The organism is Sphingobium anseongense, from assembly GCF_037725245.1.
GTDB lineage: Bacteria > Pseudomonadota > Alphaproteobacteria > Sphingomonadales > Sphingomonadaceae > Sphingobium.
The window spans coordinates 52880-69001 of sequence record NZ_JBBJUL010000011.1 but is presented as its reverse complement, the minus strand read 5'-3'; the positions used below and the strand labels follow the sequence as shown (position 1 = coordinate 69001).

Annotated in this window: 15 protein-coding genes; 9 read left to right on the top strand and 6 right to left on the bottom strand. The window is 67.1% G+C overall.

Annotated features, from left to right (window positions below):
- Positions 1–61: 61 nt before the first annotated feature.
- The 3 genes from WG908_RS14185 to WG908_RS14175 form a co-directional block, all read right to left on the bottom strand.
- Complete coding sequence (locus tag WG908_RS14185) at positions 62–1348, bottom strand: MFS transporter (protein ID WP_340187245.1); 1287 nt, start codon at positions 1346–1348, stop codon at positions 62–64.
- The gene (locus tag WG908_RS14180) at positions 1345–2145 is read right to left on the bottom strand and encodes a TrmH family RNA methyltransferase (protein ID WP_340187244.1); all 801 of its coding nucleotides are present in this window, start codon (positions 2143–2145) and stop codon (positions 1345–1347) included. The genes WG908_RS14185 and WG908_RS14180 overlap by 4 nt, the downstream gene beginning before the upstream one ends.
- A 63-nt stretch (positions 2146–2208) precedes the next feature.
- Positions 2209–2766 (bottom strand): urate hydroxylase PuuD, encoded by a 558-nt coding sequence (locus tag WG908_RS14175; RefSeq protein WP_340187243.1) that lies wholly within the window; start codon positions 2764–2766, stop codon positions 2209–2211.
- A 215-nt stretch (positions 2767–2981) separates the two neighbouring features.
- Here WG908_RS14175 and WG908_RS14170 point away from each other — a divergent pair, with 215 nt between their 5' ends.
- Entirely contained in the window at positions 2982–3593 is a 612-nt protein-coding gene (locus WG908_RS14170; protein ID WP_340187242.1) for a superoxide dismutase, read from the top strand.
- A 49-nt stretch (positions 3594–3642) separates the two neighbouring features.
- On the opposite strand, the gene queF is transcribed toward WG908_RS14170, so the two are convergent.
- The gene (queF, locus tag WG908_RS14165) at positions 3643–4101 is read right to left on the bottom strand and encodes a preQ(1) synthase (RefSeq protein WP_340187241.1); all 459 of its coding nucleotides are present in this window, start codon (positions 4099–4101) and stop codon (positions 3643–3645) included.
- A 108-nt stretch (positions 4102–4209) separates the two neighbouring features.
- Here queF and WG908_RS14160 point away from each other — a divergent pair, with 108 nt between their 5' ends.
- The 4 genes from WG908_RS14160 (at position 4210) to WG908_RS14145 (ending at position 8820) form a co-directional block, all read left to right on the top strand.
- Positions 4210–5400 (top strand): hypothetical protein, encoded by a 1191-nt coding sequence (locus tag WG908_RS14160; RefSeq protein WP_340187240.1) that lies wholly within the window; start codon positions 4210–4212, stop codon positions 5398–5400.
- A gap of 86 nt (positions 5401–5486) precedes the next feature.
- Positions 5487–6332, top strand: a complete 846-nt coding sequence (gene sseA / locus WG908_RS14155) for a 3-mercaptopyruvate sulfurtransferase (RefSeq protein ID WP_340187285.1) — start codon at positions 5487–5489, stop codon at positions 6330–6332.
- Positions 6329–7543 carry a cystathionine beta-lyase gene (metC, locus tag WG908_RS14150; protein WP_340187239.1) on the top strand — a complete coding sequence of 405 codons (1215 nt, stop codon included), beginning with the start codon at positions 6329–6331 and terminating at the stop codon, positions 7541–7543. Before sseA ends, metC begins: the two co-directional genes overlap by 4 nt.
- The gene (locus tag WG908_RS14145) at positions 7540–8820 is read left to right on the top strand and encodes a mechanosensitive ion channel family protein (RefSeq protein ID WP_340187238.1); all 1281 of its coding nucleotides are present in this window, start codon (positions 7540–7542) and stop codon (positions 8818–8820) included. The genes metC and WG908_RS14145 overlap by 4 nt, the downstream gene beginning before the upstream one ends.
- A 9-nt stretch (positions 8821–8829) precedes the next feature.
- On the opposite strand, the gene trpE is transcribed toward WG908_RS14145, so the two are convergent.
- A complete protein-coding gene (trpE, locus tag WG908_RS14140) occupies positions 8830–10392 on the bottom strand; it encodes an anthranilate synthase component I (protein WP_445326728.1) in 1563 nt (520 codons plus the stop codon).
- A complete protein-coding gene (locus tag WG908_RS14135) occupies positions 10349–12301 on the bottom strand; it encodes a SurA N-terminal domain-containing protein (protein WP_340187236.1) in 1953 nt (650 codons plus the stop codon). The genes trpE and WG908_RS14135 overlap by 44 nt, the downstream gene beginning before the upstream one ends.
- Before the next feature lie 154 nt (positions 12302–12455).
- Here WG908_RS14135 and tpiA point away from each other — a divergent pair, with 154 nt between their 5' ends.
- The 4 genes from tpiA to WG908_RS14115 all read left to right on the top strand — a co-directional run bounded on the left by tpiA (position 12456) and on the right by WG908_RS14115 (position 16099).
- Positions 12456–13196 carry a triose-phosphate isomerase gene (gene tpiA / locus WG908_RS14130; RefSeq protein WP_340187235.1) on the top strand — a complete coding sequence of 247 codons (741 nt, stop codon included), beginning with the start codon at positions 12456–12458 and terminating at the stop codon, positions 13194–13196.
- Between the two features lie 86 nt (positions 13197–13282).
- On the top strand, positions 13283–13660 hold the full coding sequence (gene secG, locus WG908_RS14125; RefSeq protein ID WP_340187234.1) for a preprotein translocase subunit SecG: 378 nt from the start codon (positions 13283–13285) through the stop codon (positions 13658–13660).
- A 90-nt stretch (positions 13661–13750) separates the two neighbouring features.
- Positions 13751–15382 (top strand): CTP synthase, encoded by a 1632-nt coding sequence (gene pyrG, locus WG908_RS14120; RefSeq protein WP_340187233.1) that lies wholly within the window; start codon positions 13751–13753, stop codon positions 15380–15382.
- A 201-nt stretch (positions 15383–15583) separates the two neighbouring features.
- On the top strand, positions 15584–16099 hold the full coding sequence (locus WG908_RS14115) for a sterol desaturase family protein (RefSeq protein ID WP_340187232.1): 516 nt from the start codon (positions 15584–15586) through the stop codon (positions 16097–16099).
- The last annotated feature ends 23 nt before the right edge of the window (positions 16100–16122 follow it).

Genomic DNA, 16122 nt, shown 5'->3' with positions numbered 1-16122 from the left:
CCTTGCAGGGCCGGCCATCCGCATATGTGCCGGGCAGCGCCGATGCCGACATGCGGCCCTGTCAAGGGCGCGCGGTCCGGCTGGTGAACCACAACCCCGCCAGGCTGAGCGCGGCCGCCAGCGACATATAAAGCCCGACCGTTTCGATGCCCTGCACCATGATCAGCCAGGTGGCGACGATCGGTGCCAGCGCCCCGCCGATGATCCCGCCCAGATTGAATGAAAAGGATGCGCCGGTGTAGCGCAGTTGCGTCGGGAACAGCGCCGGCAGATAGGCGCCGAGCGGCCCATAGACAAAGCCCATCAGGAACAGGGCGAGGCTGAGGATCGCGAAGATCGGCAGCAGCGCCCCTGTCCCCATCGCCGCACCGAAGACGATGCCCATCGGGATGGTGCCGATGCAGCCCGCGACCAGCACGCGGGTCGGCGTCGACTTGTCCGCCCACCAGCCGGCCAGGATGATCCCCGTCGCCATGAACAGGATCGCGCCGAGTTGCAGGCCCAGAAATATCTCGCGGTCGATGCCGAGCGTCGCGGTGCCATAGCCAAGCGCGAAGGCGGTGGCGATATAGAAGACGGCGAAACAGGCGACGACCGCAAAGGTGCCCGCGATCGCCGCCCCCAGATGATGCGAAAACAGGCTCGCCAGCGGCACGGCGGGCGGCGGCGCTGCCGCTTGCGCCGCGGCGAACTCGGGCGTTTCGGTCAGCTTCAGCCGGATCCACAGCCCCAATATCACCAGGATCGCGCTGGCCAGGAACGGAATGCGCCAGCCCCAGGCGAAAAACTCCGCCTCGCTGAGCAATGCGCCCAGCAGCAGGAACATTCCGTTGGCGGCCAGGAACCCCACCGGCGCACCCAGTTGCGGGAACATGCCGAACCGCGCGCGCCAGCCCGGCGGCGCATTTTCGACCGCCAGCAGCGCCGCGCCGCCCCATTCCCCGCCCAGGCCAAATCCCTGGCCAAAGCGCAGCACGCACAGGATGAACGGCGCCCACCAGCCGATCGACTGATAGGTCGGCAGGAAGGCGATGGCGAGCGTCGATCCGCCCATCAGCATCAGCGATGCGACCAGCGTGGCCTTGCGCCCGACCCGGTCGCCATAATGGCCGAACACCGCCGCGCCCAGCGGCCGGGCGAAAAAGGCCAGCGCCAGGCTGCCATAGGCCGCAAGCAACTGTGCGGAGGACGAACTGGCGGGAAAGAACAGCGGCCCGAACACCAGGCTGGCGGCGGTCGCATAAATGTAGAAATCGTAGAATTCGACCGCCGTGCCGACCAGGCTTGCGGTCAGCACCCGCTTGTGCCGCCACAGCGCGCCCATCCCCGCCTCGTTCGCCACCGTCATGCCATCGCCCTTTTCTGGTTCAGCAGTTCATAGGCCATCACCGCTGTCGCCACCGCCGCGTTCAGGCTGTCGGCCTTGCCGCGCATGGGCATCTTGACCAGCAGGTCGCACTGCGCCTCATAGTCGGCGGGCAAGCCCTGCGCTTCGTTGCCGACCAGCAGGAAGGCGGGCATCGCGTAGCGCGGCTGCTGATAATCCTGCGTCGCTTTCAGGCTGGTGCCGATCAACTGCCCTTCGCCCGCGCGCAGCCACGGCACAAAGTCCTCCCAGCGCGCCTGGGTGATCGACTGGGTGAACAGCGCCCCCATGCTCGCGCGCACCGATTCGACCGAAAAGGGATCGACGCAATCGTCGACCAGGATCAGTCCGCCCGCCCCGACCGCGTCGCCGGTGCGCAGGATGGTGCCCAGATTGCCCGGATCGCGCAGCGACTGCGCCACGATCCAGATGTCCGCACGCGTCCGGTCGAGCTGCGCCAGCGGCGTCAACCGGTCGCGATACACGCCGACCACCGCCTGCGGATTATCCTTGCCCGAAATCTTGGACAGGATGTCCGCGGTCGTTTCGATGACATCCCCGCCCGCCGCTTCCATCGCCACGATCAACTCGGCGGCCAGCGGGTGCGGCGACCCGGCGTGGAACAGCATTTCGGGCAGCACGCCTTCCTCGCGCGCCTCGGTCAGGATGCGCAGTCCCTCGGCCAGGAACAGCCCCTCGGCCTTGCGATGCTTCTTGTCGCGCAAGGCCCGCACCCGCTTGACCAGCGGGTTGGAAAATCCGGTGATTTCGCGCGCCACTATCTGTCCCTTAACCGCCCCGAAACCGCGCTCTAGCGGTCCGGGGCGGGGAAGAATAGCCCGTTAGCTGAAGTTCACCATGCAATAGAGCATCGCCAGCGACAGCAGCGTGTTGGTGCGGCTGGCTATCATCGCCACGCCGGCCGCCTTCGCCTTGGCCGCGTCGTCGGCAGGGACGATGCCCAGCGCCTTCTTCTGGTTGGGCCAGATCACGAACCACACATTGGCCGCCATGATCAGCGCCAGCCACATGCCGATGCCGATCAGCTGATAGGGCGCCTTGAGCATCAGCGCCTCATGGACATAGCCGGCCAGCCAGGCGACGATCAGGCCGGTGATGACGGTCAGCAGCGCTGCCCAGCGAAAAAAGAACAGCGCGGACGGCGCGATATGCTTGGACACGCCCGGCTTCAGATCGGCCGGAATCTTGGGCATGGTCGGGATTTGCACGAAATTGAAATAATAGAGCAGGCCGATCCAGACGATACCGAAGAACAGATGGAGCCAGCGGAAAATGCTGCTGGCATCGACCAGCCCTTGATGCGCGCCGAACATCACGACCAACGCCAGCACCAGGCCCGCCGCCAGCACCAGATGCAGATTACCGAAGAATTTCGCCATGTATCCAACCCCGTTTTCTCTGGCCGCCGCGATGCGCGTGTCGGTCCCGACGCCAAGGTCTAAGCCATCGTTTCGCCTCTGTCACATGGATATTTCCGCGCCTCTGATAGAAAATATCGGCTTTTCCGCAGCGCAGCGAGGCTGCTAGGGCGCGTGGACCCTTCCGGCCCGACCATCGTTGTCCGGCTATCCCCCATGATCCAAGGAGCTTATTCATGGCCTTTGTCCTGCCCGACCTACCCTATGCAAAGGACGCTTTCGGCGAGATTTTGTCGGCTGAAACCTTCGACTATCACCATGGCAAGCACCACAATGCCTATGTGACCAAGGCCAATGAGCTGATCGCCGCCGACCCTTCGCTTGCGGGCAAGTCGCTGGTCGAACTGATCCGTACTGCCAAGGGCGGCCTGTTCAACCAGGTCGGCCAGATCTGGAACCATACATTCTACTGGCTGTCGCTGTCGCCGCAAAAGAAGCAGCCGGGCGGTCCGCTGCTCGACCTCATCACGCAAGGGTTCGGCTCGGTCGACGGGCTGGTCGAAAAGCTAAAGGCCGAAGCGGTCGGCCATTTCGCCAGCGGCTGGGCGGCGCTGATCCTCAAGGACGGCAAGCTCGCCGTCACCAGCTATCATGACGCCGACACTCCGGTCGCCCATGGCGACGCGCCGCTGCTGATCCTCGATATATGGGAACATGCCTATTATATCGACTATCGCAACCGTCGTCCCGACTATGCCGAACGGCTGCTGAAGGACGCGATCGACTGGGATTTCGTCGCGCTCAACCTCGACGGTCAGGGCGCCAGCCGCGCCGACCAGCCGGGCTGACCGATAGGATCGCTGTCCCCAAGGCATGAGGCCGGGGGACAGCGGTTCGTCACCCCCGCCCGCGATATCCCGGCACATCCTGCGCGGGCAGCCACAGCCCCGCCGGCGGCTCGCCCGACTGCCAGAACACGTCGATCGGAATGCCCCCGCGCGGATACCAATATCCCCCGATGCGCAGCCAGATCGGCGCCATTTCCGCCACCAGCCGCTCGGCGATGCCGACGGTGCAATCCTCGTGAAACGCGGCATGGTTGCGGAACGCGCCCAGGAACAGCTTCAACGACTTGGATTCGACGATGATCGCGCCCGGTGCATAGTCGATCACCAGATGGGCAAAGTCGGGTTGGCCCGTCACCGGGCAGAGCGAAGTGAATTCGGGCGCGGTAAAGCGAACCAGATAGGGCCGGCCGGGCCGGGGATTGGGCACATAGTCGAGCCGCGCCGCTTCCGGGCTGGCTGGCAGTGCGCTGTTCTGGCCCAGATGCAGGGGCTGGATGCTGTCGGTCATGGCGCGCTCCTCTACGCCATCGCCCGCTCCCGCGCAAATGCCGCGCTGTCCCGGCTGCCTCCCCCATTCACTTGCCGTTCAGGGCCGGACATGCTTTGGAACAGGCCCATGGGGTTTAAGTCCTTCTCCTTGTGCGCCGCCCTGGTCGTGGCAACATCCCCTGCCGCGCTGGGGCAGCAGAGCGACGCCACCCCCCCGCCCGTCTTCTCGCTGCCCGGCAATGCCCAGCCCGCCCAACCCGAGCGGCAGGGTCCGGAAATCGACGTGTTCCGCGCGCCCGCTACGCCAGACGCCCCGCCGCCGCCGGTTCAGCCGCCCGCGTCCCTGCCCGCGTCCCCGCCTCCTGGGGTCCAGCCAACCCTGCCCGCCCCGCTGCCCGCTGCGCCCGCCCCAGCCCCAGCCGCGCCACGGCCACGATCCGCCGAACCCGCACGGGCGACACCTGCCACCCCTGCCCCGGCCTCGGAGGCTGCACCCGCTCCGACGCCGCCCGCCGCCGCATCGCAACAGCCCGTCCGCACTCCGCCTCCGGTTCGCGAGGCCGCGCCGGAACCTTCGGCACCGCCCGAACCCTCAAAGCCATGGGGGTGGATCGCCGCCGCGCTGGCGCTGCTCGCGGTGCTCGCCGGCGGGTTGCTCTGGCGTCGTCGCGCCGCCGCTACCGCGCCGGCGGACGCGCTCGACGGCGATCCGCCGCCACCCGTTCCCATCCCGACCCCGACGCCGGTTACCGTGCCCGAACCGGCGCCGGCACCACCAGGTGTCGCGGCCCCATCCCCCGCCGCCACCGACCCCCGCCCCCACCTCGCGCTCACCACGCGAATCGAGGCCGCGCGCCTCACCTTTGCCGGCGCGTCGATCGGCTACCGGCTGGACCTGCGCAATGACGGCGACGCCCCGGCCGAAGACATCATGATCCATGCCCTCATCGCCAATGCCGACGCGCAGCAGCAGGATACGCTCCAGCGCTTCTTCGCGGGGCAGGCCGGATCGGTCATGCATTCGGTCGTCGCAATCCCCCCCGGCGCCGTCACGAGCCTGACCGGCGAACTGCGCCTGCCGCATGAGGCGATCGTTCCGGTGCCGCTGGGCGACCGGGCGCTGCTGATCCCGCTGATCGCCTTCGACGTCCATTATCGCTGGGACGCCGCGCAGGGCGGACGCAGCGGCGGCGCGTGGATAGTCGGCCAGGAACAGGACCCGCCCGCCCCGCGCCTCGCGCCCCTGCGCATGGATCAGGGGCCGCGCCAGTTCCCTCGCCCCGGCGGCCGCGCCACCGGCTTCACGATCGACGCCTGACCGCTTTGCGCGCAGCGCCTCTTTCCACGCCCGCCTGCCGCTCGTAAGAGACAGGGCAGTATGAGGCGTGTGGGGTGAAGCGGATCATGGACATATTGGTTTCCACCGACTGGCTGGCGAGCGAACTGGGCAAGCCGGACCTGCGCATCGTCGACGCCACGCTGTTCCTGCCCGGCACCCCGCGCGATCCGCGCGCCGAATTCGAAGCGGCGCATATTCCGGGCGCGGTGTTTCTCGACCTCGACACGCTGGTCGATCCCGACCACCCCGCCCCGCATATGCTGCCGCCTGACGATGTGATGCAGCAACGGATGCGGGCGCTTGGCATAGACGCCGACAGCCGCATCATCGTCTATGACAACAGCCCGATCCGCAGCGCGGCGCGCGGCTGGTGGATGATGCGGCTGTATGGCCTGGGCGCGGGCGCGACGATCCTCGACGGTGGCATGCCCAAATGGCTTGCCGAAGGGCGGCCGACCCAAAGCGGCGCGGCCAGCCCGCCGCCGGGCAACGCCGTCGCTTGCCGAACGACCGACGGCGTCCGAGACAAGGCGGCGATGATCGCCAATGTCGCAAGCGCCGCGGAACAGGTGCTGGACGCGCGCGGCGCGGGCCGCTTCACCGGCGCCGAAGCCGAACCGCGTCCCGGCATGGCTTCGGGCCACATCCCCGGTTCGATGAACCTGCCCTATTCGGCGCTGTTCAACCCGGACAACAGCCTCAAATCGGGCGCTGCCCTGCGATCGGCCTTTGAAGGCGCGGGGGTCGACTTCGATCGTCCGCTCGTCACCACCTGCGGCAGCGGCGTCACCGCCGCGATCCTGCTGGCTGGACTGGCCGCATTGGGCAAGACCGACGTCGCTCTCTATGACGGCAGTTGGGCCGAATGGGGCATGGACCCGGCCACGCCCAAGGCGACCGGTCCGGCATGACCGGGGGCAAGGAGCGCGATGACCGCGGGCCGCTGACGAAGCTGGCCCAGGCTGGCCGCCGCCGCGAATGGACCGGCATGCCGGGGCAACCCGGCGGCATCGTCAGCCCCCCGGTCTGGCGCGCCTCGACCATCCTTTACGACAATGTCGCGCACCTGCGCGCGGTCGGCACCAATATCCACGAACGGCTGTCCTACGGGCGCAAGGGCACGCCGACCGCCTGGGGCCTTGCCGACGCATTGACCGAAATGGAGCCGGGCGCGGGCGGGACCATGCTCTACCCCTCGGGCGTCGCCGCGATCAGCGGCGCGCTGATGGCGGTGCTGCGACCGGGCGACCGGCTGCTGATGGTCGACAGTGTCTATGACCCCACCCGCAATTTCTGCGAACAGGTGCTCAGGCCTTACGGCATCGACACGATCTATTATGATCCCTGCGACCTTGCCGCGATCGATCGCCTGCTTCATGACAACAGCCGGGCCATCTTCCTCGAAAGCCCCGGCAGCCTGACGTTCGAAGTGCAGGACATCCCGGCCATCACCGCCCTCGCCAGGGATCGCGGCATCGTCACCCTGATCGACAATACCTGGGCGACGCCGCTCTTTTTCCCCGCCCTGTCCCACGGCGTCGACATTTCGATCCTCGCCTGCACCAAATATATCGTCGGCCACAGCGACGTGATGATGGGCAGCGTCACCGCCACCGCCGGCCTGTTCCCCCAAGTTCGTCAGACCGCCTGGCTGTTCGGCCAGATGACCAGCCCCGACGACGCATGGCTCGCGGCGCGTGGCCTGCGCACCTTGGGCGTCCGCCTCGCCCAGCATCAATCGAGCGCGCTCGACATCGCGCGCTGGCTGGCCACCCGCCCGGAAGTTGCGCGCGTTCTTCACCCGGCTCTTCCCGATTGCCCCGGCCATGATCTGTGGGCGCGCGATTTCAGCGGCTCCAGCGGCCTGTTCAGCTTCGTGCTCAACGGAGGCGACGAAGCCGCTCGCGCCGCGCTGATCGACGGGCTTGCCCATTTCGGCATCGGTTACAGCTGGGGCGGCTTTGAAAGCCTCGCGCTGCCGGTCGACCCGGCCCGCCATCGCAGCGCGACCCGCTGGCAGGCAGAAGGGCCGATGGTGCGGCTCAATATCGGGCTGGAAGACCCCGCCGACTTGATCGCCGATCTCGACGCGGGCCTGGCCCGCTTCCGCGCGCGCGCATGACGATACCCCTCGCCCGCCTGCTTCAGCGCGTGCCGGGCGATCCCGCTATCGTCCAGCCGTTGATGGCGCTGGCATTGGGGATCGCGCTCTACCTGATCGCCGCTGCGCTCGCCCGCTTCCTGACGCCGCGCATCGCCCGGCGCATGCCGCAGGTCAGCGCGGCGATGGACATTCACCTGCGGCCGACGCTGCGTCACATGATCGCCAGCCTGCTGATCGGCATCGCGCTACTGGCCTGGCCCGCGGGGCCGGTCGCACATCTGCTGCTGGGCGCGGCGCTGGCCTTCGTCACCGCGCTGCTTGTCAGCCATATCATGGACGCGCTGGCGATGCCGCGCTGGGCGGTCGCACCGCTCGCACTTCTCCTGTTCGTGACCATCCTGTCGAGCAGCAGCGGCGGGCTGGCTCCGGTCGGGGCGATGCTCGACGGGATCGGCGTGGACCTTGGCAAACGGCGCATCACGCTGCTGGGGATCGTCACGATCGCGGCGACCTGCATCGCCCTGTTCGCCGCCGTGCGCCTCGCCAACCGGGTGGTCAGCCGCAGTATCGACCGGACGCAGGGCTTCGATGCGACCCAGAAGCTGCTGGCGCAAAAGCTCGCCGCGATCGCGGTGATCGTCGCCGCCTTCTTCGTCGGAATTGATCTGCTGGGCATCGACCTCACGGCCTTCGCGGTATTTTCAGGCGCACTGGGGCTGGCGGTCGGCTTTGGCCTGCAAAAGACGTTCGGCAATTTGATCGCCGGGATCATCCTGCTGATGGACCGGTCGATCAAGCCGGGTGACGTCATCGTCGTGGGCGACAGTTTCGGCTGGGTCAACAAGATCGGCGTGCGCGCCGTTTCGGTCATCACGCGCGATGGCAAGGAACATCTGATCCCCAACGAAAACCTGATGACGCAGGAAGTGGAAAACTGGTCCTATTCCGACCGTAATGTCCGCGTGCGCATTTCGGTCGGCGTCAGCTTCGACAGCGATCTCAGGCTCGCGCAGCAACTGATGCTGGACGCGGCGCTGGAAAGTCCGCGCGTGCTGCGCAATCCCAAGCCCAATGTCTGGCTGACAGGCTTTGGCGACAGCCGGGTCGAACATGACATATTGGTATGGATCAGCGACCCCGAAGGCGGCGTCGGCAATGTGAAGTCGGACGTTCTCAACCGGCTGTGGGATCTGTTCCGCGCGCATGGCATCACCATTCCCTACCCGCAGCGCGTCATCCACGACGACCGCGCAGCCGCTCCCGCGCCGGCGGAAAGCGACGGCCAAGGCGCCTAGCGCCAGGGATTATTGCCCGAAACCCGCCTGCCGGGCCAGCGCCACTGCCTCGCGCGCCGCCGCCAGCAGCGCGCCGCTCTTGGCCTCGCACTCGCGCTGTTCATATTCGGCGACGCTGTCGGCAACGATGCCCGCGCCCGCCTGGACATGCATCACGCCATCCTTGACCAGCGCCGTTCGCAGCACGATGCAGCTGTCCATATTGCCGTCCGGCCCGAAATAGCCGACCCCGCCGGCATAGGCGCCCCGCGTTTCCGGCTCCAGTTCGGCGATGATCTCGCAGGCGCGCACTTTGGGCGCGCCCGACACCGTGCCCGCCGGAAACCCTGCGAACAGCGCATCGAGCGCATCCTTGCCGGGCGCGATCCGTCCCACCACGTTGGACACGATGTGCATGACATGGCTGTAGAATTCGACCGTATAGCTGTCGGTCACGGTCACGCTGCCCGCCTGCGCCACCCGGCCGACATCGTTGCGACCAAGGTCGAGCAGCATCAGATGTTCGGCCCGCTCCTTGGGATCGGCGAGCAGGCTTTCGCGGTTTGCCGCATCCTCGACCGCGCTCTTGCCGCGCGGCCGCGTGCCCGCGATCGGCCGGATGGTCACGTCGCCGTCGCGCGCACGCACCAAAATCTCTGGGCTTGACCCGATCAGGGCAAAGCCCGGCAGGTCGAGATAATAGAGGAAGGGCGACGGGTTGATCCGCCGCAACGCACGGTACAAAGCGATCGGCGGCAGGGTGAAGGGGCTGGTGAAACGCTGCGCCAGCACGACCTGAAAAATGTCGCCCGCCACGATATAATCCTTGGCCCGCTGCACCATCTGCGCATAGCGCCCCTCGGGCAGAATGGGCGTCACGACGATGTCGGCGATGTCGGCGGGGGGCAGCGCCACCGGCAAGGGCGCAGCCAGGCGCGCGGCCACCGCGTCGATCCGCTCCAGCGCCTGGTCGACCGCCCGGTCGGGATCGGCAAAGGACCCCGCCCATACCGGCGCGACCAGGAACAGGGCATCGGCCAGCCGGTCGAACACCAGGATTACCGTGGGCCGCACGAACAGCATGTCGGGCACCGCGACCGGATTGGGCGCGGGGCGCGGCAGTTTCTCGACCAGCCCCACCGTTTCATAGCCGAAATAGCCCACCAGGCAGGCCAGCGCCGCCGGCAGCGCCGGGTCCATCTCCGCGCGGCACTCGGCGACCAGGGCGCGCAGCGCGGCGAGCGTGGCGGCCTCCTGCGGAACGAACGCATCGCGGTCGCTCGCCCAGGCGCGGTTGATTTCCGCCTTCTCGCCCTGCGCCCGGAATACCAGATCCGGCGCCAGCCCGATCAGGCTGTATCGTCCCCGCACCGCACCGCCTTCGACCGATTCCAGCAGGAAATCGCCGCGATCGGCCTCGAACAGCTTGAGCGCGGCGGAAATCGGCGTGTCGGTATCGGCGATCTGCCGGCGCCATACCAGCCCGGAGCGCCCCTGCGCCAGCGCCGCGCGCGCTGTTTCCACGCCGTCCGTAGCCCCGCTCACGGCCTTACTGGCCCGCGTTGTTGGATGCGGCCAGCGCCTTTTCGACATCGGCCACCGCCGACGCGCTGCGCGTCACGCCCAGATGCTTCTCTATCGCGCGCTCAAGGCCCTGGCCATATTCCGCGCCGACCACTTGCCCCAGCTGGTCGCGCACCTGCGCCAGCAATTCGGGCTGGTTGCCCGCGTCACCGCGCTTGATGCCATCCAGACGAATCACGAAATAGCCGCGATCCTGCCCGATCGGCAGCGTCTTGACGCTGCCTGCCGCCATTGAAAACAGCATCGCGATCTCGGCTGGCGGGCGCTGGTCGCCGCGCATCACATCGGCGCGTTTGCCCCCCACAGTCTGCGGCGCGGGCAGGCGAACGCCGGCTGCGGCAATTGCCTGGGCCAGGTTTTCGCCCTTCGCCACCTTCGCCCTGATCTGCTCGGCGAGCGCCTTGGCTTTGGCGTTGCCGGCATTGAGCTTGTACTGCGCCAGTATCGCCGCCTTCACCTTGGCGAGCGGCGGCGGCGCGGCGGCGATGATATCGCCCGGCGCGACCAGGGCGTAGCGTTTATCGGCGGTGATCGGCACAAGCTGCGCGTCGTCATCGGCACCCATGGCGAATACCGGTTTCAACAGCGGCGTGACGTCCGCCGGCAGCTTATACGCCTGGTCGTCGACATTCTGGCCAGTCGCCACCACCGGCGCCGTCGTTTCGAGCTTCAGCCCGTTGTCGCGCACAACCTCGTCAAAGGTGCCGCCCTCGGCGACCGCATCTTCCAGCTTGCCGGTAAATTCGCTCAACAGCGCCTTCTGCTTCTGGTCCCGGAGCGTGGCGGCAATCTCGGCCTGGACCGCATCCAGCGTCCGTGCAGGCCTGGCCTGAACGTCCGTGACGCGCAGCAGCACCCAACCCAGCGGACCGCGCACCGGCCCCGCCAGCCTGTCCTGCGCGGCGCCGAACGCCGCGTCGGCGACGGCCCTGGACGATGCGCGGGCGAGCGTCTCGCGACTCTGCGACTCCAGCTTCGAGACCGACAGGCCGGCGCTCCTTGCGGCATCGGCAAGCGACTTGCCGCCCTTGACCTGATCGGCGATCGCCGTGGCCGCCGCCTGTGTCGGCAGCACCAGTTGCTCGATGCTGCGTGTCTGGCTGGCGGCGTAACGCGCCTTGTTCTGGTTATAATAGGCTGCGATATCGGCTGGCGATGGCGTCGCTGCCTGAACGAACCGCTCCGCGTCGATCACCGCGTAGCGGATGCGCCGCTGTTCGGAAATGGTGAAGCGATCGGCGTTGCGCTTGTAATAGTCGGCAAGCTGCGCATCGCTCGGATCCTTGTCGTCGATGAACGCCATCGCCGGGATCGCCGCGATCGTGCCCTGCCGTGCTTCCAGCAACAGCGACGCATAGGGCAGCACCATCGAATCGGCCAGTCGCGCGCCCAGCGTTGCCGGCGCCAGCAACTGGCGCGCCAATATCTCGCGAGTGATGTCGTCGCGCAGCGCCGCCTCGGTGATCCGTTCGCGCGCGAGCAATTGGCGGAACAGCTCGGGGCTGAAATTGCCCGCTGCGTCCTGAAAGGCAGGGATCTGCGCGATCTGCGCATCGACCAGCCGCTTGGATATATGCACGCCCTGGTCGTCCGCGAACGCCTTGAGCGCCAGCGCCGCGACCATCTGGTCATAGACCTGCCCCGCGCCGTTCTGGGCCAGGAAGGCGCTGATCTGCATCCCCGGATTGCTCTTGCGCTCGGTTTCGAAAACGCGCTGCACCCGCGCCTGAAAATCCGCCTGGCTCAGCTTTGCCCCGCCGGCCTGCGCCGCCGTGCCGCCGCTGCCGGTAAGGGAACTGAGGCCATTGCCGCTGCTAAGGTCGCCGGCAACGAATGCAAAGGCGATCACTGCCAGGAACAACATGGCGAAAACCGCCCCGAACCTGGAACGGATGAAACGGCGGAAGACATTCAGCATTGCACGTCCCGGAGCATATCTAAGGCGCGGGGCCTTTGAGTGAAGGGACCCTTTAGGGGGCCGGGCGAGCGGCGGCAAGTGCAGGGCTGGACAAACCCGTATCGCCCGTTCATCGGCAAGGCGCATCGGGAATCGAACTTATGCGGGGGACTGTATGGACAGGCGCAAGCTGGTGGTCGGCAACTGGAAAATGAACGGCCTGGCGGCGCAACTGGGCGAAGTCGAGGCGATCGGCGCGTTCGCCGCCGCCCATCCGTCGGTCGATGTCGGGTTGTGCCTGCCCGCGACCCTGATCGCACAGGCCAGCGCCGTCAGCGGCGCGGCCTTCATCGGCGCGCAGGACTGCCATATGAAGGACAGCGGCGCGCATACCGGCTGCCTGTCGGCGGCGATGCTGACGGAAGCGGGCGCGACCTCCACCATCGTTGGCCATAGCGAACGGCGCGAAGACCAGGGCGAAAGCGACGCCGATGTCGCCGCCAAGGCGCTCGCCGCCCGCGCCGCCGGCCTCAAGGTGATCCTGTGCGTGGGCGAAAGCCTGGCCGTGCGCGACGCCGGCGATGCCGAAGCGGTGGTGTCGCGCCAGTTGCTCGCCTCGCTGCCGGACGGCGCCGCCGCCGACTGGCTTGCTATCGCCTATGAACCGATCTGGGCGATCGGCACCGGCCGCATCCCCACCATGGACGCGGTCGCCGCCATGCATGCCGCGCTGCGCGCCGCGCTCGCAACCCGCATCGGCACACAGGCCGATGGCATGCGGATCCTTTATGGCGGGTCGATGAATGGCGACAATGCGGCGGAACTGATGGCGATTGCCGATGTTGACGGCGGCCTCGTCGGCGGCGCCAGCCTGACCGCCGCGAAATTCGCGCCGGTGATCGAGGCCGCCGGCTGAACGACGGGATATGCCGTTCCGGTTGCCCCCGGCCCCCTTCCCCGCTATGTGCCCGGCAACAATTCCATCACAGGCACCACCGTCGCATGTTCACCTTCCTCCTCGTCGTTCAGGCTATCATCGCCACCTGCCTCGTCACCGTCATCCTGATGCAGCGGTCGGAAGGCGGGGGCCTTGGCGTCGGCGGCAGCCCGGCGGGCCTGATGTCGGCGCGCGGCGCGGCGGACTTCCTCACCCGCGCGACGACCATCCTCGCCACGCTGTTCGTCGGCCTGTCGATCGCGCTCGCGGTGATCGCGTCGGTTCGCCATGCGCCCAGCACCATCGACACCTCGCTCAGCAAGCCGGCGGGCAATCTCCCGGCCGGCAACGCGCAGCCCGCCGCGGCTGATCCGCTCGCGGGCGCAGCGCAGGCTGTCGGCGATGACGCGGCGACGAACGGCGCGGTGCCGCTCGCCAACTGATCCCCAACGGATCGTCGCCAACTTTTTTCGCGTGCGAAGGGATTCGCGCGCTTGCCCAACTCGTTTCTAAAAGGCTAAGCCCCTTCTCCCATGGCGCGGTATATTTTCATCACCGGCGGCGTGGTCTCCTCGCTTGGTAAGGGCCTGATGGCCGCATCCCTTGCAGCACTGCTGCAAGCGCGTGGATATCGCGTGCGAATCCGGAAATTCGACCCCTATCTCAATGTCGATCCGGGCACGATGTCGCCCTATCAGCATGGCGAGGTCTATGTGACCGACGACGGGGCCGAGACCGATCTTGACCTGGGTCATTATGAACGCTTCACCGGGGTGTCGGCGCGCCAGTCGGACAATGTGACCCAGGGCCGCGTCTATCAGACGATCATCACCCAGGAACGGCGCGGCGACTATCTGGGCGCGACGGTCCAGGTCATCCCGCACGTCACCGACGAGATCAAGGCGTTCGCCACCGCCGACACCGACGATCTGGACTTCGTGCTGTGCGAGATCGGCGGCACCGTGGGCGACATCGAATCGCTGCCGTTCATGGAAGCCATCCGCCAGCTCCACAACGATCTGGGGCGCGCCCGGTCGATCTTCGTCCATGTGACGCTGGTGCCCTATATCGCCGCGGCGGGCGAACTGAAGACCAAGCCGACACAGCATAGCGTGCGCGAACTGACATCGCTTGGCATCCAGCCCGACATCTTGCTGTGCCGCTGCGAACATCCGCTGCCCGACAGCGACCGGCGCAAGATAGCGCTGTTCTGCAACGTCCGCCCCGAAGCGGTGATCCCCGCGCTCGACGCGCGCAGCATATACGGCGTTCCCGCCCAATATCATGCCGAGGGGCTGGACGCTGAAGTATTGCGCGCCTTCGGCATCGAGGACGCGCCCGAACCCGCGCTCGCCCGCTGGGACGACATCATGGATCGCCAGCAGAATCCCGAAGGCGAAGTGACGATCGGCGTCGTCGGCAAATATGTCGGCCTGCCCGACGCCTATAAATCGCTGCATGAGGCCCTGACCCATGGCGGCTTTGCCAATCGGGTGAAGGTCAACATCAAGTGGATCGACGCCGAATTGTTCGAAAAGGGCGACGATATCGTCGCCAGCCTTGAACCGATGCACGGCATCCTGGTGCCCGGCGGCTTTGGCGTGCGCGGATCGGAAGGCAAGATTTCCAGCGTCCGCTTCGCGCGCGAACGCAATGTCCCCTTCTTCGGCATTTGCCTCGGCATGCAGATGGCCTGCATCGAAGGCGCGCGCAACACGGCGGGTATCGCCAACGCCTCGACCACCGAATTTGGCGAAACCTCCGAACCCGTGGTCGGCATGATCACCGAATGGATGAGCGCCGAAGGCCTGCAGAAGCGCATGGAGGGCGGCGACCTGGGCGGCACGATGCGGCTCGGCGCCTATCCGGCCGACCTGACCGGCAACAGCGTGGTCGCCGCGATCTATGGCGACACCCGGATCAGCGAGCGTCACCGCCATCGCTACGAAGTCAACGCTGCCTATCGCGAACCGCTGGAACGCGGCGGCCTCATCTTCTCGGGCATGTCGCCCGACGGAACCCTGCCCGAAATCGTCGAGCGGCCCGACCATCCCTGGTTCGTCGGCGTCCAGTTCCACCCGGAACTCAAATCCAAACCCTTCGACCCCCACCCCCTATTCGCCAGCTTCATCGAGGCGGCGGTCAAGCAGAGCCGGCTGGTCTGACGCATCCGGCCTTGCCGACGCACCGTCAGCATATCCTGCGTCCGTTCGGGCTGAGCGAAGTCGAAACTCTTTCCTGAGCGGAGACGAAAGGCCCAGGGCGAACGGTTCCGGTTGAAGGCTGGCTGGCCCAAGCGACGTTGGGAGAGGGCCAACCAATGCGTTTTGCCGTTACAAATTCGCCGCAAGCGCCTAAATAGCACCATGCCCACCCTGGTCCTCATCCTCCTCTTTCTCGCCACCGTCGCCGCGATGGAGGGGTTCGCCTATGTCATGCACCGCTGGGTCATGCATGGCCCTGGCTGGTTCCTGCACGCCAGCCATCATCGCCCGCGTACCGGCATGTGGGAAGCGAACGATCTCTATTTCGTGATTTTCGCCGCGCCTTCCATCCTGCTGTTGCTGGGCGGGGTGCAACTGGGCTGGGGCGACTGGGCGACGGCGGTTGGCGCGGGCATCGCCGCCTATGGCGCGATCTATCTCGGCTTTCACGACATCATCGTCCACCGGCGCGTGCCCCACCGCTATGTCGCGCGCGGCCCGTATATGAAGCGCATCGTCCAGGCCCATCGCCTGCACCACGCGGTCGAAACCCGGCAGGGCACGGTCAGCTTCGGCTTCCTCGTCGCGCCCCGGCCCGAAGCGCTCAAGGCGCAACTGGCCCGCAACGGCCGCGCGGGCGTTCGCCAAAGCGCAAGGTCCGGCACGAACGCGTGCTGAACGGCCTTGGGTTTGCCGCGCAA

Excerpts from the sequence above, each read along its gene's own strand:
- pyrG (WP_340187233.1), top strand. The coding sequence starts at position 13,751 with ATGGCGCGGTATATTTTCATCACCGGCGGCGTGGTCTCCTCGCTTGGT.
- WG908_RS14145 (WP_340187238.1), top strand. The coding sequence starts at position 7,540 with ATGACGATACCCCTCGCCCGCCTGCTTCAGCGCGTGCCGGGCGATCCC.
- WG908_RS14115 (WP_340187232.1), top strand. The coding sequence starts at position 15,584 with ATGCCCACCCTGGTCCTCATCCTCCTCTTTCTCGCCACCGTCGCCGCG.
- metC (WP_340187239.1), top strand. The coding sequence starts at position 6,329 with ATGACCGGGGGCAAGGAGCGCGATGACCGCGGGCCGCTGACGAAGCTG.
- queF (WP_340187241.1), bottom strand. The coding sequence starts at position 4,101 with ATGACCGACAGCATCCAGCCCCTGCATCTGGGCCAGAACAGCGCACTG.
- secG (WP_340187234.1), top strand. The coding sequence starts at position 13,283 with ATGTTCACCTTCCTCCTCGTCGTTCAGGCTATCATCGCCACCTGCCTC.
- WG908_RS14175 (WP_340187243.1), bottom strand. The coding sequence starts at position 2,766 with ATGGCGAAATTCTTCGGTAATCTGCATCTGGTGCTGGCGGCGGGCCTG.
- WG908_RS14160 (WP_340187240.1), top strand. The coding sequence starts at position 4,210 with ATGGGGTTTAAGTCCTTCTCCTTGTGCGCCGCCCTGGTCGTGGCAACA.
- WG908_RS14185 (WP_340187245.1), bottom strand. The coding sequence starts at position 1,348 with ATGACGGTGGCGAACGAGGCGGGGATGGGCGCGCTGTGGCGGCACAAG.
- WG908_RS14170 (WP_340187242.1), top strand. The coding sequence starts at position 2,982 with ATGGCCTTTGTCCTGCCCGACCTACCCTATGCAAAGGACGCTTTCGGC.
- WG908_RS14135 (WP_340187236.1), bottom strand. The coding sequence starts at position 12,301 with ATGCTGAATGTCTTCCGCCGTTTCATCCGTTCCAGGTTCGGGGCGGTT.
- sseA (WP_340187285.1), top strand. The coding sequence starts at position 5,487 with ATGGACATATTGGTTTCCACCGACTGGCTGGCGAGCGAACTGGGCAAG.
- trpE (WP_445326728.1), bottom strand. The coding sequence starts at position 10,392 with ATGTCGAAAAGGCGCTGGCCGCATCCAACAACGCGGGCCAGTAAGGCC.
- tpiA (WP_340187235.1), top strand. The coding sequence starts at position 12,456 with ATGGACAGGCGCAAGCTGGTGGTCGGCAACTGGAAAATGAACGGCCTG.